This window comes from Bradyrhizobium sp. WSM4872, assembly GCF_055811715.1.
Genome location: NZ_JBVVPT010000022.1, coordinates 48,527 through 66,954, shown reverse-complemented (window position 1 = coordinate 66,954; position 18,428 = coordinate 48,527). Strand labels below are relative to the sequence as shown.

16 protein-coding genes are annotated in these 18,428 nt (G+C 61.9%); 11 read left to right on the top strand and 5 right to left on the bottom strand.

What is annotated here, in order from left to right; translation table 11 throughout:
- Positions 1–334 precede the first annotated feature (334 nt).
- Entirely contained in the window at positions 335–556 is a 222-nt protein-coding gene (locus AC0L3C_RS25525; protein WP_473409247.1) for a hypothetical protein, read from the top strand.
- A gap of 53 nt (positions 557–609) precedes the next feature.
- On the top strand, positions 610–990 hold the full coding sequence (locus AC0L3C_RS25520; protein WP_473295222.1) for a hypothetical protein: 381 nt from the start codon (positions 610–612) through the stop codon (positions 988–990).
- 792 nt (positions 991–1,782) lie between these two features.
- On the opposite strand, the gene AC0L3C_RS25515 is transcribed toward AC0L3C_RS25520, so the two are convergent.
- From AC0L3C_RS25515 to AC0L3C_RS25500, 4 genes are all read right to left on the bottom strand, one after another.
- Positions 1,783–2,223, bottom strand: coding sequence for a hypothetical protein (locus AC0L3C_RS25515; RefSeq protein WP_247398534.1), 441 nt, complete (start codon positions 2,221–2,223; stop codon positions 1,783–1,785).
- A gap of 405 nt (positions 2,224–2,628) precedes the next feature.
- On the bottom strand, positions 2,629–3,051 hold the full coding sequence (locus tag AC0L3C_RS25510; protein ID WP_473409246.1) for a hypothetical protein: 423 nt from the start codon (positions 3,049–3,051) through the stop codon (positions 2,629–2,631).
- A 16-nt stretch (positions 3,052–3,067) separates the two neighbouring features.
- Positions 3,068–3,268 (bottom strand): hypothetical protein, encoded by a 201-nt coding sequence (locus tag AC0L3C_RS25505; RefSeq protein WP_368507428.1) that lies wholly within the window; start codon positions 3,266–3,268, stop codon positions 3,068–3,070.
- A 166-nt stretch (positions 3,269–3,434) separates the two neighbouring features.
- Positions 3,435–4,853: an MATE family efflux transporter gene (locus AC0L3C_RS25500; protein WP_473295224.1), complete on the bottom strand. Its 1,419-nt coding sequence runs from the start codon at positions 4,851–4,853 to the stop codon at positions 3,435–3,437.
- A gap of 102 nt (positions 4,854–4,955) precedes the next feature.
- On the opposite strand from AC0L3C_RS25500, the gene gcvA reads away from it, so the two are divergent.
- Entirely contained in the window at positions 4,956–5,849 is an 894-nt protein-coding gene (gene gcvA, locus AC0L3C_RS25495; protein ID WP_473298679.1) for a transcriptional regulator GcvA, read from the top strand.
- 211 nt (positions 5,850–6,060) lie between these two features.
- On the opposite strand, the gene AC0L3C_RS25490 is transcribed toward gcvA, so the two are convergent.
- Entirely contained in the window at positions 6,061–7,539 is a 1,479-nt protein-coding gene (locus AC0L3C_RS25490; RefSeq protein ID WP_473409245.1) for a TM0106 family RecB-like putative nuclease, read from the bottom strand.
- A 404-nt stretch (positions 7,540–7,943) separates the two neighbouring features.
- Between AC0L3C_RS25490 and AC0L3C_RS25485 the strand changes: the two genes are divergently transcribed.
- From AC0L3C_RS25485 to AC0L3C_RS25450, 8 genes are all read left to right on the top strand, one after another.
- Positions 7,944–8,165: a helix-turn-helix domain-containing protein gene (locus tag AC0L3C_RS25485; RefSeq protein ID WP_473409290.1), complete on the top strand. Its 222-nt coding sequence runs from the start codon at positions 7,944–7,946 to the stop codon at positions 8,163–8,165.
- Positions 8,166–9,061: 896 nt separating this feature from the next.
- On the top strand, positions 9,062–9,916 hold the full coding sequence (locus tag AC0L3C_RS25480) for a metallophosphoesterase (protein WP_473409244.1): 855 nt from the start codon (positions 9,062–9,064) through the stop codon (positions 9,914–9,916).
- Positions 9,917–9,997: 81 nt separating this feature from the next.
- Positions 9,998–10,588, top strand: a complete 591-nt coding sequence (locus AC0L3C_RS25475) for a hypothetical protein (protein WP_473409243.1) — start codon at positions 9,998–10,000, stop codon at positions 10,586–10,588.
- A gap of 254 nt (positions 10,589–10,842) precedes the next feature.
- Positions 10,843–12,732 carry an AAA family ATPase gene (locus AC0L3C_RS25470; RefSeq protein ID WP_473409242.1) on the top strand — a complete coding sequence of 630 codons (1,890 nt, stop codon included), beginning with the start codon at positions 10,843–10,845 and terminating at the stop codon, positions 12,730–12,732.
- A 937-nt stretch (positions 12,733–13,669) separates the two neighbouring features.
- Positions 13,670–14,062, top strand: a complete 393-nt coding sequence (locus AC0L3C_RS25465) for a hypothetical protein (protein ID WP_473409241.1) — start codon at positions 13,670–13,672, stop codon at positions 14,060–14,062.
- Positions 14,059–14,721 (top strand): TnsA endonuclease N-terminal domain-containing protein, encoded by a 663-nt coding sequence (locus AC0L3C_RS25460; protein WP_473409240.1) that lies wholly within the window; start codon positions 14,059–14,061, stop codon positions 14,719–14,721. The genes AC0L3C_RS25465 and AC0L3C_RS25460 overlap by 4 nt, the downstream gene beginning before the upstream one ends.
- A gap of 87 nt (positions 14,722–14,808) precedes the next feature.
- Positions 14,809–17,274: a Mu transposase C-terminal domain-containing protein gene (locus tag AC0L3C_RS25455; RefSeq protein ID WP_473409239.1), complete on the top strand. Its 2,466-nt coding sequence runs from the start codon at positions 14,809–14,811 to the stop codon at positions 17,272–17,274.
- Between the two features lie 8 nt (positions 17,275–17,282).
- Positions 17,283–18,428, top strand: coding sequence for an AAA family ATPase (locus tag AC0L3C_RS25450; protein WP_473409238.1), 1,146 nt, complete (start codon positions 17,283–17,285; stop codon positions 18,426–18,428).

The window sequence follows — 18,428 nt, the reverse complement described above, 5'->3', positions numbered from 1 at the left end:
AACTTCGCGCAAGCTGCTGGATACCGTCCACGCCCCCAGCCCTGCTCCGCTACTACGTCGCGAGCCACCGAACTGGTTGCGGCATTCGGCTTTGCCATCTCGATCACCTTGAAGGATGCGGACCAACTTTCGACCAATGGCCATATCCGGTGACGCTGTGGCGGGCTGATGCTGTTCGCCGAAGTCCAAAAAGCTGCGCCCCGGCTTGCGGGCCATCTGCGTACAACCATACCGAAGCCTAGGTTGCGAGGCGCGAAAGCTAGTAGCTTTGGTGCGATCGAGGAACTGCGGAGCTTCAACAATATTCTGTCATGATCAACAAGGAGGGATCCGCATGCCGATCCAGACCGTGATGGACAGTACCGGCGACAGCCGTCACTTCTTCGACTCGGACGATGCACGAGAATTAGCCAATGCGGAGCAGCGGTTCCGCGAGCTGACGAACGTCGGCTTCACCGCTGCGGTCCGGACCGGCTCAGGTCAGGTGTCGCAGATCCGATCGTTCGACCCCACGGCGGAAGAAACTCTTTTCTTCCCCCGGCTGGTCGGCGGCTGAATTGCTGAGCCGTGTGGCTGTTCAGGCCGTCGCGGCCGGATGAACGCTCACGGATGAGGGCTGCAAAGGCGCTGTTCATTAGACACGGCGCCGAGAGCACTCCGGAAGGACGCGCGCTGCTGCTGCTGCGGCATTACCTCTCGCCTGTCCAACGGCGGCAATTCGCGGAGAAGGGTTATTTCGAGGTAATCGGTGGCGACACGGGCAACCGCTACAGAATCTATGCGGGAGCGGCTGCGAATGTCTGCGAGGTCGGCGAAAACGGCCGTCCAAGGATCGGCTTGTGTTTCCTGCCCGTTGGCGACCTTCCGATTGGAGACGTCATGCTGGCCCAGAAGATCGCGCTCGAAACGTGCGAGGGCAGCGCGCTCGCAGTAGCCCGAAAGTTCACTCCCAGCCGTTTCTTGTTCAGCCGGTCCCGCCCGCTTCGGTAGCGGCGGCGTTGCGTCGCGTCGGTGGCGTCGCGTGTTGCCCATCGCCGCTGGCAAACCGCAGCGGTAGGCCTGGAGCGATAGGTAGAGTGGAAGTCGTCCCACTCAGGGGCCGACAGCCGCCTTGACCCAAGCCGGACATTCGATGCCAAACACTGGCGTTCCGCACATCTCTGCCAGGAGGTGGTCGCAACAAACATGTCTCGATCCGCATCGAGGATGGCCAAGCTCACCGGCGCGAGGTGAAATAACTCTGGCTCAGTCGCGGCCTTGTTGTTGGTGACCTGGTGTGACGCATGAACCCCATGGCCCTACCGCGACGTCACAGAGGCCCCAAAGATACAATGTAGGCACACACTGCTCCAGAACCTCACGCATCGCGAGAAGTCCCTTACAGAGGGGCGCGGGAACTACCTCGGGGGCCGAGAAGGCAGCATTCGCAGGATGACCGATCGGCTGCCGGTTCAAGGCCGAGCAGATGACCGCGATCGCGGTAGTCTAGTGCTCCAATCGGCACGCAGGCGACGATCCGGCGCTCGGAGAAGGAGCTGTCGAGCTCGGCTCGAATTGGATGCGCGTTCCACAACTGATCACGAAGGGAGCTGCGAGATCAGCGGTTCTCATGGAAGCATCTACATTGACCCCCTTAGAGCCGCGAGGCACGGCCACTCCAGCGGAGCCAAGGCTGGGGTGAGAACGGGATGCGTAACATCCTCAATGGACCTCGCAACTGACCAGGACGCAACCCGACACCGGAGCGGCGACCGCTACGTGAGAACAGCGCGTCCGTTCAACTCACTCGCGGTAACGACAAAATTCGTCGCCGTTTTCGTATTCAAAGCAGATTTTGACGCGGCGACGCGGCCGATCCTCATCGCGGAATCGCGAGCGACGGTCCATATCTTCATCATCGCGCTGCGTCCGCCAATTGCCGCCCGTGGTGCGATGGTCCATATCTTCCATCATACGTCCCATATGCTGCTGACGCATGCGGTCCATACCCGTGCGATCCTCATCGCGCTGTGTTGTCCAGTCACGCTTAACGCGGGTATCTTCAGCGGCCTTACGCTCCCTCTCGCGCGCCTGATCGGACTGCTGCGGCGTACGGTCCGGCTGAACAGGAGTCGTCTGGGTCTCGTTCGAGCCGGGTGCAGTCTCGGGTTGTTGAGCAAGGGCGAAGCCGGAGACTAGGAAAGAGGAGAGGAACAGAACGGTCGCTGAAGCTGACTTACGCATGTCATATCCTCGTGGCAATTCTCCTCAACCGAGCGAGCGACGGATTGTTTCTGCTAAGGCCGCACCTTTTTTAAGATGCGGTGCAAGGTGGCAAGGCGGCAAGGAAGCAAGGAAGCAAGGAAGCAAGGAAGCAAGGAAGCAAGGAAGCAAGGAAGCAAGGAAGCAAGGAAGCGTCCCCTCAGCACAAGGCCGGCGGAAGGAGCCGCTCTCCGCCGATATTGCAGCGCGGAGCTAAACGCTTCCGGTTTGAAACGACAGTTGCTCTCGTCGGCGGAAACGGGCCCTCCATTCAAATGCGGGGTGCTGGGCGTGGTCAGGGCCGCCGGAGCGGTAGCGGCTGGCGATACCGCGCGGGTTCGGGTCCCGTCCTCCTCTTTTCGCGCGTTGCCGGCGCTGTAGGACACTTCAGGAGGCGCTCGCCCTCGCTCGTTCGCGCGCCTCGCGCCGCCGTTCGCGACGTTCGCGGCGCCGCTTGGCACGGTCAGCGGGTTGCCGCAGCGGAGCAACCTGCGTCGCAGCGACTATCGGCGCCGGAGCCTGCTCGACCAAAGGCGCCTGGATCGGTTCGGTCGCAGCGGGGCGGGCTTCCATGAACTCGAGCACTGCCCGTCCTTTTGCCGTGATCTTCCACCCGCCACCGATCCGTTCGACCAGCCGGTGCGAAAAGATGTCGAGATCGGGCACCCGCGCGGCCAGGCGCTTGGTCCGGTCCGCCCAGTCGCGACCGCTGGTCGCCAGGATCGCCATGTCGCGCTTGAGGTCCTCCATCACGGCGAAGCCGTCCGGATAGCTCACCAGGATCTTGAGGACCGTCACCTGGAAATTCACGCCCCCTCCGGATCAATCAGCGCCACATCGTGGGTGCACGGGACAGCGCGTCGTGGCCGACCCGCCTTAGCCCATCGGGCGAAACCTCGCCTCTGGTGGCGGCCTCCAGGATTTTCGAAGCGACGTGAGTCCGTGCTCCAATCTCGCGGTGCGAAACGCTTTCGCAGACGTCGTCCAGGACCGCGCGCAAAAGCGCGGTTGTCTCCGTATCAAACATGAGGCGCCCCAGAGGGAAAGGGGTAGCGTAGCCCGGTTTTGCCGGCTGGGGATTCAGGCATGTTAAGCTTCCGGGAAAAATGCAGTCGAAGGTATGAGGGAGCCAAGAGTGTCGGGGGCGAGTGTGATTGCGGCTCCGGTCGGTTCTTGCCGGCGGACTATCTGGTTCACTTGCTGGAGATATCATCGGCTTCGAAGCCAACGCGCTGCATCAGACTAGAAAGCGGTATCAACCCGAACGCCATCATCCCAGCAGAGACTGCGAAAAAGTTCAGGTCGAGACTCGCATTCCAGCGTAGCAGCAGATAACCGCCCGCAGCAGCGATCAGCGCGCGGGTCAGAGCTCCGAGCAGCGAGGGCGCGAGCCGCCGGGTGGCTTGGCCTACACAGTACAGCACAAAGCCGAGACCGAAGAACCCAAAGAAGGGGCCGACATCGTGCAGGTACTGCACGCCCGCCTGGATGGTCGCGGGGTCGTCGTTGAAAAGGCCGATCCATTGGCGCGCTAACAGCGCGCCGACGAGTCCTATTGTGGCGGTCACCGCAGCGCCTATAACCGCGCCCGTCCAGGCGGCGCGCCGCGCACGCTCGATCAGTCCGGCGCCAAGGCTGGCGCTGACAACCATGCCGACCGGGCCGCCCACACCGTAGGAGATCGGCACAAGCAGGAACTCTAGACGTGAGGCTGAGCCATACCCTGCCAAAGCAGCGATACCATGGGAGCCGACGTAAGCGGTCACAAGCGTCAGCGTTACATTGGTGCTCGCCGCGATGATGGCAGAGACGCCGCCGATCTTGAGGATCGTCAAGGCAGGCGCGAGCGCCAGGCGCGGTGGGGTTGGCGAAGGCCGCAACAAGCCCATATGGCCCCACAGGTAGATTGCGTAGGCAAGTGTTCCGAGAGCGTAGTTGATCAACAGTGCGACGCCACCGCCGATTGGGCCAAGCGCGGGAATGCCGAAGCCGCCGAAAATCAGAAGCGGTGATAGCGGCACCAGCAGCGTTGCGCCTGAGCACACTACAATGACCGGCACTCGCAAGTTTCCGGTGCCGCGCACCGCCGCCATCAGCAAGTTGAATGTCCAGATCAGCGTCGCTCCGCCAAAGACCACCGTCGAATATTGCAGGGAGATCTGTAGCGAAGCGCCATGCCCGCCCATCGCACGATAGATCAAGGGCCCCAGCCCATACATGAATGCGGTGGTTGCCAATCCAAGCGGCAGCGCCAACCCGATTGCGTACCAAGGGTAGGAGCTTGCCTCGGCGAATTCGCCGCGTCCTAGCGCCCGCGCCACCGAAGTGACGATACCACCGCCTGTCGCACCCTGGGAGATCGCTACGGTAAGCGCGAGCAGCGGGAAGACCAGCGTCACTCCGGCGAGAGCGTCGAGCCCGAGCTTTGCGATGAAGTAAACCTCGAGAAGTCCCATCAGCACCTGGACGAGCATCACGGTCGAATTCGGGACCGCCAAGCGGAGGATCGTCAAGGCGACCGGATGGCCTAGCAGCGCGTCAAGTCGGTCATCGCGCAGCGCCATGCGCGCCGTGTGCGGCTTTGAATCGGCGATATTCGCGGGTCCGTTCACGATCACTTCCTCTCGTTGCAGAGAGCGACATGACCACGGCCGCCGAACGCGGCCCAACCATATGAATTGACACGCTCTGTTAGCAAAACTAACAATCTAAAAATGGTCCGTTTACCGCCACTCGAAGCCATGCGCGTGTTTGAAGTCGCCGCTCGTCATGGCAGCTATTCCAGAGCGGCTGAAGAACTTCACATCACTCATGGAGCGGTAAGCCAAAGGATTCGGCAGATCGAAGAGCGGGTCGGGATCAAGCTTTTCGAGCGAATGGGGCACCGAATGGTACCCACGCCGGACGGGCGACGTCTCTATGATCGAGTTGCGCGCTCGTTAGCCGAACTAACCGGGGCACTCACTTCGCTGAGATCTTCCCCCATGGATGCCGAAGTCACGGTGAGCTTGCTACCGGTGATGGCGGCCCGCTGGCTGTTGCCGCGCTTGCCCCGATTCAACGAGCATTACCCCCACATCCACGTCAACGTGAAGTCGGATCGGCAACTCGCCAATTTCAAGTCGGACAAGGTCGATATCGCGTTACGTCTCGGCACCGGAACCTGGAAGGGGCTTCACGCCATCCGGCTGATGGACGAGGAGATCTTCCCGGTCTGCAGCCCGCGCTACAACGGAGGGCAGTTCACGCGAGACCCGTCGGCATTCGTGAATGAGCGGTTGTTAATCGATCCGAACGTCCCCTGGTCGACCTGGTTCAAATCGCTCGGAGTGCAGATCGACCGGAAGATCGTCGGCAACTCCTTCGCCGATGCGAATCTGCTGATGGAGGCGGCGATCGACGGGCAAGGAATTGCGCTCGCGCGCCGCTCGGTCACTCGCGCCGATCTGCTCAACGGCAAATTGGTCCGGTTGTCCGACCATAACTGCCGCCTGCCATTATCGCACTTCCTCGTTCATCCGCCGTTGCTAGAGAGCAATGCGCCGGCGATGGCGTTCCGTGATTGGATGCTGGCGGAGGCCATGGAAGGCTTGGGCTTGCAGCACTAGGTCCGCATTCGCCTCCAAATCGGCCGAGATTGACGGCCGAATCGGCCGAACAGGTGGTACACACCGGTGGTCACAAAACTCGGCCGGGCTTTTTAGGAATCCTTGTTTTCTGCGGATTTTCGCGCATTGGGGGCATCGGGGGAGAGATTCCCACTCTCTCCGCCAGCTGCGTGAAATCGGAGGAGGTCGAGGCGGCCTCCGCTACGCGGGATCATACTTTTGCTTGGGGAAGGTCTCTGATCCCATCCAGTAGCACCCTTGTTGCCCGGCAGTCGTCCTCATTGTAGTCGAGAATACGCTGTCGGATGTCCGGATCTCGCTCCCGGCACCAGCGATCGAACCATTCCACAGAGGCGGCTCCAGACGGATTTGTATCTCGCCAAGTGAACCCCAGAAATTTGGCGAGCGTCTTGATCGAATAGTCCCTGGTTGGCCACTCGATCGACTTCAGCACCACATCTCCATACAAATCAACCGCACGCCGAGGGTCGAACAAATCCTCCACATCTTCGACTGTGCAGATCTCTGGATACTTCTGCTGGAGCTTTCGATAGATTGTGCGCTCATACTTGGAATAATAATAGACTCCAGCACCTGGCTTAGAGGCAAAGTATTCGAGGGCTGCAGCGAACGCATCTCGCTCCGCCTCTAAAGAAGGGTCCTCGGCAAAAAACGACACGAAGCGTTCTGTTTGAATGTCCCCGTTTATTCGCTCCACAAAGCCGTGCAAATAGCAAATTCCTCGGAGTGGATCGACCTCGATATCGAAGAACAATTCGATTGGAAAGAATTCGAGCCGAACTGGTGCTCGCAGATAAGGCTGTGGCTGCGGAGCTTTGAGCAGCGCGGCACGCGCGTGCAACGACCGCAGCCGGTCCGCCCCCATCGCGGTAAAAATCGTCTTCTTGCCTAATATGAATCTGTTCGGATCGGCATCCGCCAAAGCGCTTCTTGTAGCAATGTGGTTGCGCATGGCGTCTCGGTCCGACCTCCGAAGAAGCGGTATCAGGGTCAAATCGTCCATTCGGGTTAACTCTGCTAGGCAGAGCGTTTGCCAGTGACAAAGTTTGCAGTTGCTCGAGTAGCCCGGAATCGGGACTAGCTGCTTAGCGAGTACTTTGCGCGCTTGCGCAAGTGAGCTTTCGTAGTCAGCCCAAAGCTTTTTCCCGGGCTCGTCACTAAAATTGTACTCCACTTCATCGCCTTGCACGTCGAGGACAAAGGCTCGACGTCCAGCTGAAAAAGTCAACTGCTCGAGGATGTGAATATAGAGCGCAAGCTGGACCGCATAGGAACGCTTCGGTTTACGTTCATGATCGTCGCCTCTACCTTCTTTGGCTCGCCCGGACTTAATATCGCCAGGAACGTAGCCTCCGATTTCCACGCGCAGCAAATCTGGCCTTCCGACGAGATCGCTCGCGCTGATGGAGCCTCCATAGATCAAAGGCTCACCTTTCATCATCGCCTCAAAGGTCAGCCGTTCTCGATCCTCGTCCGGGACTTCGGACAAGTCCAGAATAGGACCGTCCATATTCCCCACTGTCTCTCGCTCGAACAACGTTCCCCGCTCCCATAGCAGTCGAACGAAGGGACTCAACTGATCTCTCTGTTCGAAGCTCCCAAAAGCGTCTAGCGCCACGCGTTGAGGGCATTCCACCAGATTGTATAAAATTGAGGCCGTTACGGTCACGTCCCCTCCCGGCACCTTTCCGACCCAACCCGTCTGGATAGAAGAGATACCACCTACCGCACGGCGCGGGTACGGCGCGGAATCGCTGCTCACGCATCGAGGTGCGGAGCGACGTATCTTTGGAGTGACGGTCGACCGGTCTAAGTCCAGCAAAGGTCGGGCGAAGCTTTCGACGCAACCATTCCATATGCGACGATTCCGTTCGTCACGACCACGTCCGCCTGTCCGCTCGCCGATCTATGCAACTCGCCCTGCGCAATTCGCAAGATTCGAGCATTGAATCCTTCGAATTTAGTAACTAATGGTGTGTGCAGGTCGTCAATGGGCGCGGACACGCCACGCCAAAGTGGCCAAACGAGAAAATCGTGGTCCAATCTGAATCCTTTGCCAAAGCGCAGAGCCGCATGCGCGTCGCGCTTGGCGGCCGGGTCAAGGACTTTAGGCTGGCGAAGAAGTTGACCCAGTCCGAACTGTCAGGCCTGGCTAGAGTCCGCCGCGCCCTGATTAGCGAGATCGAGCGCGGGCTCGCAAATCCGACCCTAGACTCGATTGTATGCATCGCCGCGGCACTGCGTGTAGAACCCGCCGAACTCCTTGCTGGCGAGAGGAGAGGCGCCAAAAGATAGTGGCGCTGCGCCTCGCAAAACTTTTGATCCCTCGAAAGAGCCTGACCAAGACACAGGTTCGACGCATTTTTTTCGTACGCTAAAGCGTACATGAAAACTGGATCGTCACGGTGTCCAATCCTTCTGGCCATCGGCACACCGCTGGATTACCGCCTGAGATCACACGCCCTTAAGGGCCGCCTCAGAAGAAGTCGATCCTCCTGCAAGGAGCTCCAAGATAATGCTTATGCAGATTGCGAAATATTGCCCTCGCGCGCGACCAAGTTTGTTTACAAGCCCCAAATGCCGCGCTGCGATACCGGTGCCGGCAGGTCTTCTACGGCACGCCCTTGAGCAGGCCTCGCTAGATCCTTCCGTTCGCCAGATCGAGTATCGGAGCGGCCCTGAAATTGAGTGCCCACCCATTTCGCTGGCCGGGGTAGTTCTTCGAAGGGAAGACGGACCTTATCTTTTGCGCATCCATAGTACCCGACCGAAGCTCGGTGAGGAGGAGCTTGGCCGCCTCAACTTCGTTTTGGCGCGCCATGGGCTTCGGCTTCTCGAGCGCGACGCGAGTGATTTGTATCGAGAGCCGCTCTTCTCGAACGTCCGAGCCATTTGGTCGCATGCCAGCCGTCATGTTTCGCTCATGGACAGGTTGAAGATTTCGGTCGCTCTTGAAGACGGGCCCCAGACGATCCTCGAGCTCGAAACTCGCACTCGTCTCACGGATGTTGTTGCGTCCGTTTGTGCCCTCGCCTGCGAAAACCTCTTGCGGCTGGATATCTATGGCGAAGTTCTTGGCCCGCGCACACTGGTACTTGGCCCATAAACGCGATGCATCGCGCACTATGCGAGATGGACCGCATCATCAAGAGGGCCGGTCCTCTCGAGGAAGACATTAGCGAGAAGGAAACATGCGGCTCTGGATCATGTCCGACATTCATATCGAACTGACCCGCGGCTGGGATCTTGCGTCCGCAGCGGAGCGGCCAGCGTTCGACGTCCTGGTGATGGCCGGCGACCTTGTGCCGCGCATGGAACGCGGCGTCCGCTGGCTCCTGGACCGCGTGCCAGATAAGCCCGTGATCTACATCGCGGGCAACCATGAAGCCTATGGCACGGACGAGACCCGGACGGTCGAGAAGGCCATGCAGGCCGCCGCCGGCACGAACGTCCACGTTCTCCAGAACCGGAGCGTCACCTTCGAAGATCGGAAGGGAAAGGTGACGTTCGCCGGCTCGACGATGTGGACCGATTTCGAGCTCTACGGCGATCAGCAACGGGCGATGGCGGTGGCCAAGGACAGGATGAACGACTTCCGCAAGATCCGGACCGGCGGCTACAGGCAGCGCTTTCTGCCTCAGCACGCTTTGGCTCGCCATCGGCAGTCGCGCGCCTTTCTGGAGGCGGAAATGCGCAAGCCGCGGGAGCCGGAACATCGTCTGGTGATCGTGACGCACCACTCGCCGCTGCCCCTTCCGCCCGATGAGCAACCCGACCTGGCGCTGCGGCTCTCCGACGACGAGGTGCTCGACGCCGCCTATCGCAGCGACCTGACGGCCTTGATGATGCCGCAGCCCGGCGATGGCGACATGAACCCGCTGCGCCCCGCGGACGAATGGGTGTTCGGCCACACCCACGAAACCTTCCGGGCCTTGGTTGGCGAGACCTTGGTGGTCAGCAATTCGAAGGGGTACGGCCCCTGGCCGCCCAAGGAGACGCGCTGGGAGAATCCGCACTTCGACCCGAACTTCATTCTCGAGATCTGAAAGGGACGCCATGACCGACGCACACGACCAGAAGCGCACCGAAGCCACCCTGCCCGTCAATCAGGTTTCGAGTTCTTCGACATGCGCATCCGCAGAGCCCTCAGGGGCCGCCCCGATCACTTCGTTTCCGCAAAGGCACCTGCCCCGATCCCGGTGCGACATCCTGCTCTTCGAACGGGCCTCGTCCAGGCGTCGCTTGCCCCGGAAGTGCGCTCGATCGTTCACGTTGCGACCGCACATGTTGCGTCCGTACCGGTAGAACTCGACGCCGCCGTCCTGAACAGGGACGACGGTCGCTTCCTTCTCGACGTCGTGCCCGCTCGCAGGGTCCGCGACATCGACGATGAAGGCCTCGTCCAGATCGCGACGCGCGATCTCGGCCTTACGCCCTTCATCGTCACGGCCGAGGATCTGAAGGCGGAGCCGCGTCGGGCCGACGTGGACCTGGTCTGGTCGCACAATCGTCGGTTCGTGCCGCTCGGCCTGCGGATCCGCATCCTACAGGTGCTGCGCGACGACGGGCCGATGGAACTCGTCCGCCTGTTGGAGAGCATCCAATCGGACCGCGATCCGACGCCGTCCGTGATGTCGCTGTTCTGCGACGATCTTCTCGAAATCGATCTGACGTCCGCTCCGCTCGGACCGCTTTCCATTGTGAGGTCTCGTTCATGAAGAAGTCTACGTCCCGCCGCACCGCAAAGAAGCCCGGGCTTAAGAAGCCGGCTCGAGCCTATCGGATGGAGCCCAAGCGCCTGGTCGATCTCAGGGCTACGCCCACGGACGTCTTCACGCGCCACGTTATCGACGCCAAGACCCGCATGATCTTCAACACGATGCCGCCGGTCGAAGATTCTGAGATCGACGCCGATGGTGATGGCGACGAAGCCTCGCCGCCCAAGCCGGCGAAACGCGGTCGCCATTCCGCAATGACCGCGCTGCTCGGCGCGGCGTTCGAGGCATCGGTCTCGAAGGAGGTCCACCGCAAGCTGGAGCACAATCAGGCTCTCGCGGTCATCGTCGTGGTGCCCTCGCCCGCCTGGGTCGGGCCGATGAAGGATTATTTCCGTGTCAACTTCGGCGGCCGCTGGCTGATGATGGCGCGGGACGGCAAGGCCCGCACCCAGAACAGCGATGTCGGGTCGGACGAGGTCTCGCGCGATTTGGCGCGCGGGTTGTGCGTGGCCGGCGTTTCAGCCGACGCTACGCTGCTTCCGCGCGCCCTGCTCTCCGCCGTCGACATCACGATCCGCGTCGGGGTGCCCACGCCGACCATGTTGGCCACCGCCATCGCGCGCTTCGCCAAGCGGACGCCGAAGGACCTCCCGCCCGGGCTCGGCATCGGCCTTGATCTGCACGACATGGTCGCCTGCTTCCGGCCCGGATCCGGTCCCGCGAAGATCGTCCAGCGGCTGCAGGCCGCGACGTTGGCGTCGCGGGGCGAAACCGTCGAGGACCGGCTGCCTGCTTTGAAGGACGCCGTGGAGTACGGAGAGGCGAGAATTTTCGGATTACAACTTGCGCGGGATATTGCCGCATTCCGCGAGGGGCGAGCCAAGTGGAGCGACCTCCAGAAGGGAATTTGCCTGGTGTCAGAGCCGGGGTGCGGGAAATCGCTCTACGCGCGCATTTTGGCCCACGAATGCGGGGTGCCCATCGTCGTCACGAACGTCGCAGAATGGTTCACAAAAAGTGGGTACTTGGACGATGTGATCCGATCGATGAGGTCGGTTTTCGACCGCTGTGCTGCGCTGGCGAATCCTTGCGCGATCGCCTTCCTAGACGAGATTGATGCCGTCCCGAATCGGGACGATTTCAACTCCTCGAATTCGGGCTCGCGCAACAAGGACTATTGGTTGCCGCTGATCACAGACCTGCTTCTCAGGCTGGATAATTCGATGGGATCGTCCTCGACGGGTTCACCGCGCCACGGCGTGATCGTGGTGGCCGCGACCAACAATCCGCATGGCGTCGACCCCGCGCTGCTGCGTCCAGGTCGCCTGGAGAAGATGGTCAGGCTCGAACGGGCGGACGCCGCCGGCGTCGAAAACATGCTGCGCTTTCACGTCGCCGGCGACTTTCCGGATCGTCATCTGCCGGAGATCGCCGCCATGATGGAGCGCTCGACGGGGGCGGAGATCATGGCACTGGTCCGGGAGGCACGTCGCATCGCCCGACATGCCGGTCGGCCGCTCGCAGCGGGCGACCTCCGAGCCGCTGTGCTGACGGCGGAGAAGATCCCGTTGAAAACCGACTGGCGCATCTGCGTTCATGAGGCGGGCCATGCTGTGACTGCTCTCGCGATCGGGTACGGCAGGGTAAGCCATTGCGTCGTGGGCGCCCGCACCGGCAGCGCCCATCGCACGTTGGTCCAGGCCGACGCGAACGACCTGCCGACGCGGCGCACGATCGAGGACCAAGCTACCATGTTTCTCGGCGGACGCGCCGCTGAGCGCGTGCTGCTCAAGACGGGCCAGTCGATCGGCGGAGGTGGCGATGCGGAATCCGACATCGGTCTTGCAACGGAAACCATCTCGGCTCTCCACCTGACTTGGGGAGTGGGCGGGACCGTCGCCTTCCTGGGCTCCCGGAAAGACGCCTTGGAGGCGGTCCGTTACGACCGCTCGCTGCGGGATGTCGTCGAGGCCGACCTGCAAAGACTGCAGGAGCGCGCCGACGGTATCGTGGACAAGCATCGGGAAGCGGTCATCGCGGTCGCGAAGGCACTGCAGCGCCGCCGTCACCTGAGCGGCGACGCCGTACGCGCGATCTTTGACGCGCATCCGCCGGTTCGCGGCTCGAGCAAGAAGGAATTGTAGTCATGATGGCGGCAGGATCGATGGCGTGCTGCGCAGGAAGCGTGCGAGTAGACCATGGAGACTGATTTCGTAGAAGTGTAGCTATTCCGTCAACGGAACAGCGATCGCTCCTGTGCTATGGGGCGAACATGACCAAAGTCATACCGACGATCCTTTCCGCGCGCCCGAGGGCGATGCGCTTCGTACGCCAGGCATAGGCCGGCTGATCCGTTCGAAAGGATCCGCCGGTTCTGTCCGGCGGATGAGGTCAAGTCTCCTCGATGCGTCTTTAGTTCGCATCGCTTTCCGGCGTCCCCCCGCCGGCTTTCCGAGGAGTTCGCCATGATACCTCGCGTCACAGCATTCGGAGCTGACCTAGCTTCGTAATCCCGCCTCCCCGACCGCGCAATGCGTCCGGAGCGGGCCACCCTCCCCACAACGACTGAAGCCCTCGCCACGCCGACGACGCGATGTTGAGGTTGTCCGGGCGATCCGCCCGGAGAGCCTCGCACGCGGACCATGCGCTCTGGAGGACTTCGGCGAGCCCCACGGATGTCTCGCACGCGCAACGGCGCGCGATGTGGAGACGCCCGGGGAGGTGCATCAAACCTGATTGATCCTCCGTAGGGGCCGCGCCGTCGCGCGGCGACCGGAAGGTCTTGGGCGTCGCTGAAAAGCGAAACGCTCCTTCGCGTCGACGGACCGGGGATTCTTGGGCCCGGTCTTCCGCCGCCAGGAGCGTTGCCTTCGACATCCGGACGAACCCGATGGAGGGCCGTGGGCGTCGCGTCTCATCACCGCAGTCCATAGCCCGAAGTCGATCCCGAGGCAAACCCGCAAACGGCTCGTTTGCGGGAACGGCGGAGCCTAGTCCGCGGCACGGTGAACGGTTTCCGGCGGGACGTCGGAAACACCCGGTCCGCGGCAGCTCCGCCTCCGAAGGAAAGGGGGCGCACCCATGTGCACCACGTCAACATCCCACGACCTCGACTTCTCCCGGATCGACTGGGAGGTCCTGGTCCTGCGCGATCCCGAAGCCAAATCGGTCGCTCACTACCGAGTGACCTGTTCGGACCGGGAGACCGGCACCTTCATCGGTGAAGCGGTCGTTCCGCCAGGTCCGGACGGCGGCGTGCCCACCGTCACGGTCGGCGACGTCGTCGAGCTCATCGGCGGCTACCGGGTGGCTTCGATCATCGTGCAGATCGAGGCCGAGCGGCTGGACAGGATCAACCGTCGCTGCGCGAACCGCAGTCGCCGGCGCGGCCGATCGTGGCTGCGGCGAATCCCCGCTTCCATCCTGGCCGAGCACGGCATCGAGACACCGGCAAACCGAAGGAGGGTGCCATGACCGTTCGCGATCCAAGACGTCCTTCACGGGACAACTATACAGGGCAGGTGCCGATGGCTCGCTGCGGATGGAAGGGCATTCCGTTCGAGTCCATGATCGAGATGGACTTCCTGGTGGTGACGGATGCGTTCCTGCGCACGCTGCTCGGGATCGAGGCGCAGCCGTTGATCGTCGAGTATTTCTTCGACGGCAGACACTGCAGCTGGATTCCGGACTTCGCCCTGACGCTCAGCGACGACAGGCGTCGGATCCTCGTCGAGGTGAAGACGCTGCTCGACCTCTATCCGGAGGATGCCGAGGAAGCGGCGCACGCGCGCGCGAAATGGGCGGCCATCGAGCGGGCGGCCATCGGAGAAGGCTACGGTTTCGCTCTCTACACGGAGAACGAGATCCGCGTCCAACCGCGCCTCGACAACGCGACGATGACTTCCGGGGTGGTTACCAGGTTCTTTCCGAAGAACCGCATCCAGGCGGGCATCGACGGCGTCCTCAAGCTGCCGAGCGGCTCAAGCGTGCTCGATCTGGAACGCACGATCGGCGGAAGAGGCGACGGCCTCGACGTCGCCATCCATCTCGCTTGGCAGGGCCTCATCCGGCTCTCCCCGCGTCGCGAGTGGGATTGGGAAACCACGTTCGTCCGTACCGGACGACCCTTGTGACTAAGACCAGGTAAACGGGCGGCTCGCCGCCCGTTTACCGATTCTCCGCTTCTTTCTGCAATCCTCGCGCGTAGGGGTAAGGCGTAAATGTCCAGCCGCGTTCTAACCGGCATCAGACCGGACACTAAAGTATTGCTCGACGGCATCCTGCACACCGCCGGCGAAGCCATCGGCGACGGCAGGATCTACCGGGATTTCAAGACCGGTGACGAACGTCTGCTGACGGGCGCGCAGCAGCTCGCCATGGCTACCGAGTTCAGACTGGTTCTCGACGACCTCCCCGAGAACTTCGTGGATCATATCGCGCGTGCCCGCGCGACCGACTTCAAGGTGTTCAGTTTCGTCGATCGCACGGTCGCGCTCCGTAGACTGCGCTACGTTCGAGCGGTCCACGCCCTCCCTGAGAAACTCCGCCGCCGCAAGGAGGACATCAAGAATGCGATTTCGAAGGTGTTCGAAGAACTGCGGTCGGATCACGTGCTCGCGCCTCCTCTGGCGCCCGAACCGTTCGACGAGGAGAATGACGATCCGCCGACGATAGAAGAGGCCGTCCGCGACAAGCTCATCAATCGGATCGTGAGCGACATCGAAGGCGACCAGCCGCCGCCTCCGACCGAAGCCAACCCGCCCAGCCCGCGGACGATCCGACGCCTCTACCGCCTCTACTACGCATCGGGGCAGGACATCCGTGTCCTGCTGCCCCTTCACTGTCTCAAGGGCCACCGCGGTCCCCGCTATCCCGAATGGGTGCGCGAAGAGGTCGACAAGGCGATCGAGGAAGCCATCCTTTGCCCCACACCGGCGACCCACGCCGACGCGCTGAAGCTCGCCTGCAACAAGGTCACCAACAACGCGGCCGGCCGGGACCTTCCGGCGATCTCCCGAGATCGCGGCGGGGAACGCCTTCTCGGCAAGAACCTCGTCAGCAGGCTCGTCGGACGCATCGGTCAATTCACGATCACCAACCGCCAACTGGGGATCGACGAAGCAAGGCGCCGCTTCTCGGCCGTCGAACTAGGCCCGCAAGGGTCGTACGCGAACCATCAATGGGAAGTCGACCACACTCCGCTCGACGTCTTCGTCATCGATCCGTTCAGCGGAAAGGCCTACGCGCGCCCGTGGCTCACCGCCATCATCGACCGCTACAGCCGATGCATCGTCGGATTCTCCCTCAGCTTCGCCCCGCCCTCCTGGGTAAGCGTCATGGATGCCCTCCGCATCGCGGTCTTTCCAAAGGGAGATCTGATGGCAGGCCTGAATCGCGGTGCGAAGGGGATCAAGAACGAATGGAAGTGCGAGGGCCTGCCGAAATTCCTGATCACCGATCACGGCCGCGAGTTCAAATCGCGTTCGATGGACGAGACGCTCGACTTCCTGGGCATCAAGTCCTTCCAGACGAAGAAGCGCAAGCCTTGGCTCAAGGGCAAGATCGAGCGCTGGTTCGGGACGCTCGAAGATTTCATCCACAGCCTTCCCGGCACGACGTTCTCCAAGTTCTACGAACGGGAGTTCTACAAGTCAGAACAATTCGCCGTCCTCACGATCGACCAGTTGAACTTCATTCTCGCGATGTGGGTGATCGACGTCTACCATCAGGGCGACCACCCGACCCTGCGGCTTCCTCGCGCCGAAGTTTGGTCGCGCAGCACGACGACCCAGCACGCCGTACGGCCCGCGCCGAAAGAGCACTTCGAAGCGCTCATGGGCGTGGTGGTGAACCGCTGCCTGCGGCGAGGCGGCGTCAAATATCTCGGTCTGCGGTGGGACTCGAAAGCGTTCGCCAATCTGCGCGGACGGCTCCCCCAGGACGCCGACGTGTCGGTGCGCATCGATCCTCGCGACCTGTCAAAGGCCTACGTCTGGGACGAGAAGAAGCAGAAATGGCTGACCGGCCGTCTTAAGGAGCCGACTGAGGCGCGAGAATATTCGCTGGATCAGTGGTTCTTCATCGAATTCAACCGCAAGAAGAACCAGAAGATCCACGGCATGGAGCGCGAACAGGCCAGAGCAAAGGCGATCGCCGATATCAAGGAGTTCGTCGAAGGAATCCGCGCGGGCTACCAGAACAGCAAGGCCTACAAGCGATACCTCGAATTCACGTCGCAAGGTCTCAGCGCCTGGGAAGCCGTGCGTCAGCCTGTGCACGATCCCGAGGACGACGGGCCGATGAAGCCGCACCGCGTCGGAGAGACCAAGGTGCAGGCCGACCCCTCGGAGACCGGTCCCTACCGCGACGCCACGCAACCGGCCGCCGGACGGCAAACGCAGCCGCCGCGCGCGACCGACGATCTCGAAGAGTTCGATCTCGAGGAGGACGTGGACGGCGATGACGACGAGGGCAAGGCGGATACGCCGGCGCCAGCGTCCGCGTCGGAACCGGCCGCCCCTCCGCGGCCGCCGCGGAAGAAGCGGAGCAAGCCGGTCGCGAAGGCGGTGGTGGCGCCGCCCCCGCCCAAGATCATAGGCCAGCCGCCAGCTTCCGAAGACGAATTCGTCGAAGACAACTTCGGCGGCAAGGCGTCCGTGCGTTCACGCCCAATCGACGAGGAATAAAGAATAACATGAATTTCGCCAAAATGAGCCATCAGGACCGGTTGCGATGGCTCGGATCCAAAGTCATCGAAACCCCCGACGTGAAGAAAGTGAAGACTTTCTGCGCGCGGCTCCATCGCCAGTCGCGAACCAAGAACGAAGGGAACGGTGGATTCGTCCTCGGCGACACCGGCACCGGCAAATCCACCGCCGTCGCCGCCTTCGTCGACGAACTGGCGGAGGAATTCAAGTCCAAGCGCCCGGATTCGGAATGGCACAGGCCGCGCCACCCCGATACGCCGATCCGCCCCGTGTACGAAGTGACCGCCGACAGCGGCTGGCTGCGCCACGTCGTGGTCATCGTCGTCCCGCCGCGCCCTCGGTTCAACTCGTTCCTGCGCAGCGTCGCCATGACGCTGGGCGTGAAGCTCAAGAGCCGGTTCGACTTCGGCGAAGCCTTCGATCAGATCAAGCAGCAGATCGACCAGCAGAAGGTCGGCATGATGATCTTCGACGAGGTTCAGCACTTCACGGAAGGAAGTCTCGATTCATACCAGGCGGCCGACGTCATCAAGATCATCATGAAGTGTCGCGTTCAGGTCGTGTGCGTCGGCCTGCCCGGGATGCGCGACCTCGTCGAGGGCGACAACGCCAACGACCAATTGCTGCGCCTCAGGCAGAAGCAGGTGGAAGTCAAACCCCTGAAGTGCTCGCTCGACGACTTCGTGGCGGGCGATGGCGCAATCCGAGGCGAGGGAACGGACGGCGGCAAGGATATCCGCTTCGGCGATACTGCGTTCACCGACTTCTGCGCGGCGCTCGACGACCGCAGCGATGCGCAGGCAATCGTCCTGCCCTTCGACGCTTCGTCTGAGATCTCGAAGTATCACTTCGCCCTGCGCCTCTGGCGTGCCGGCAACGGCCACGTCGGAAAGATGATGGAAATCCTATTCCAGGCGACAGATCTCGCCATCGAAAAGCGCATGAGCAAACTGAACCTCCGCGTGCTCGAGGCCGCCTATCGCGACAGCGGCGTCGACGACAAGGACAACTGGTTCATGATGGAGATTCCCGAGCTTCTCGAGAAGTTCAATGAGACCTCCCAAAGCAAGGGAGGCTCATCGTCCGGTCGCCGCAGCCGTTCGAACGACGACGTTCTCGCAAGAAAGCACTGA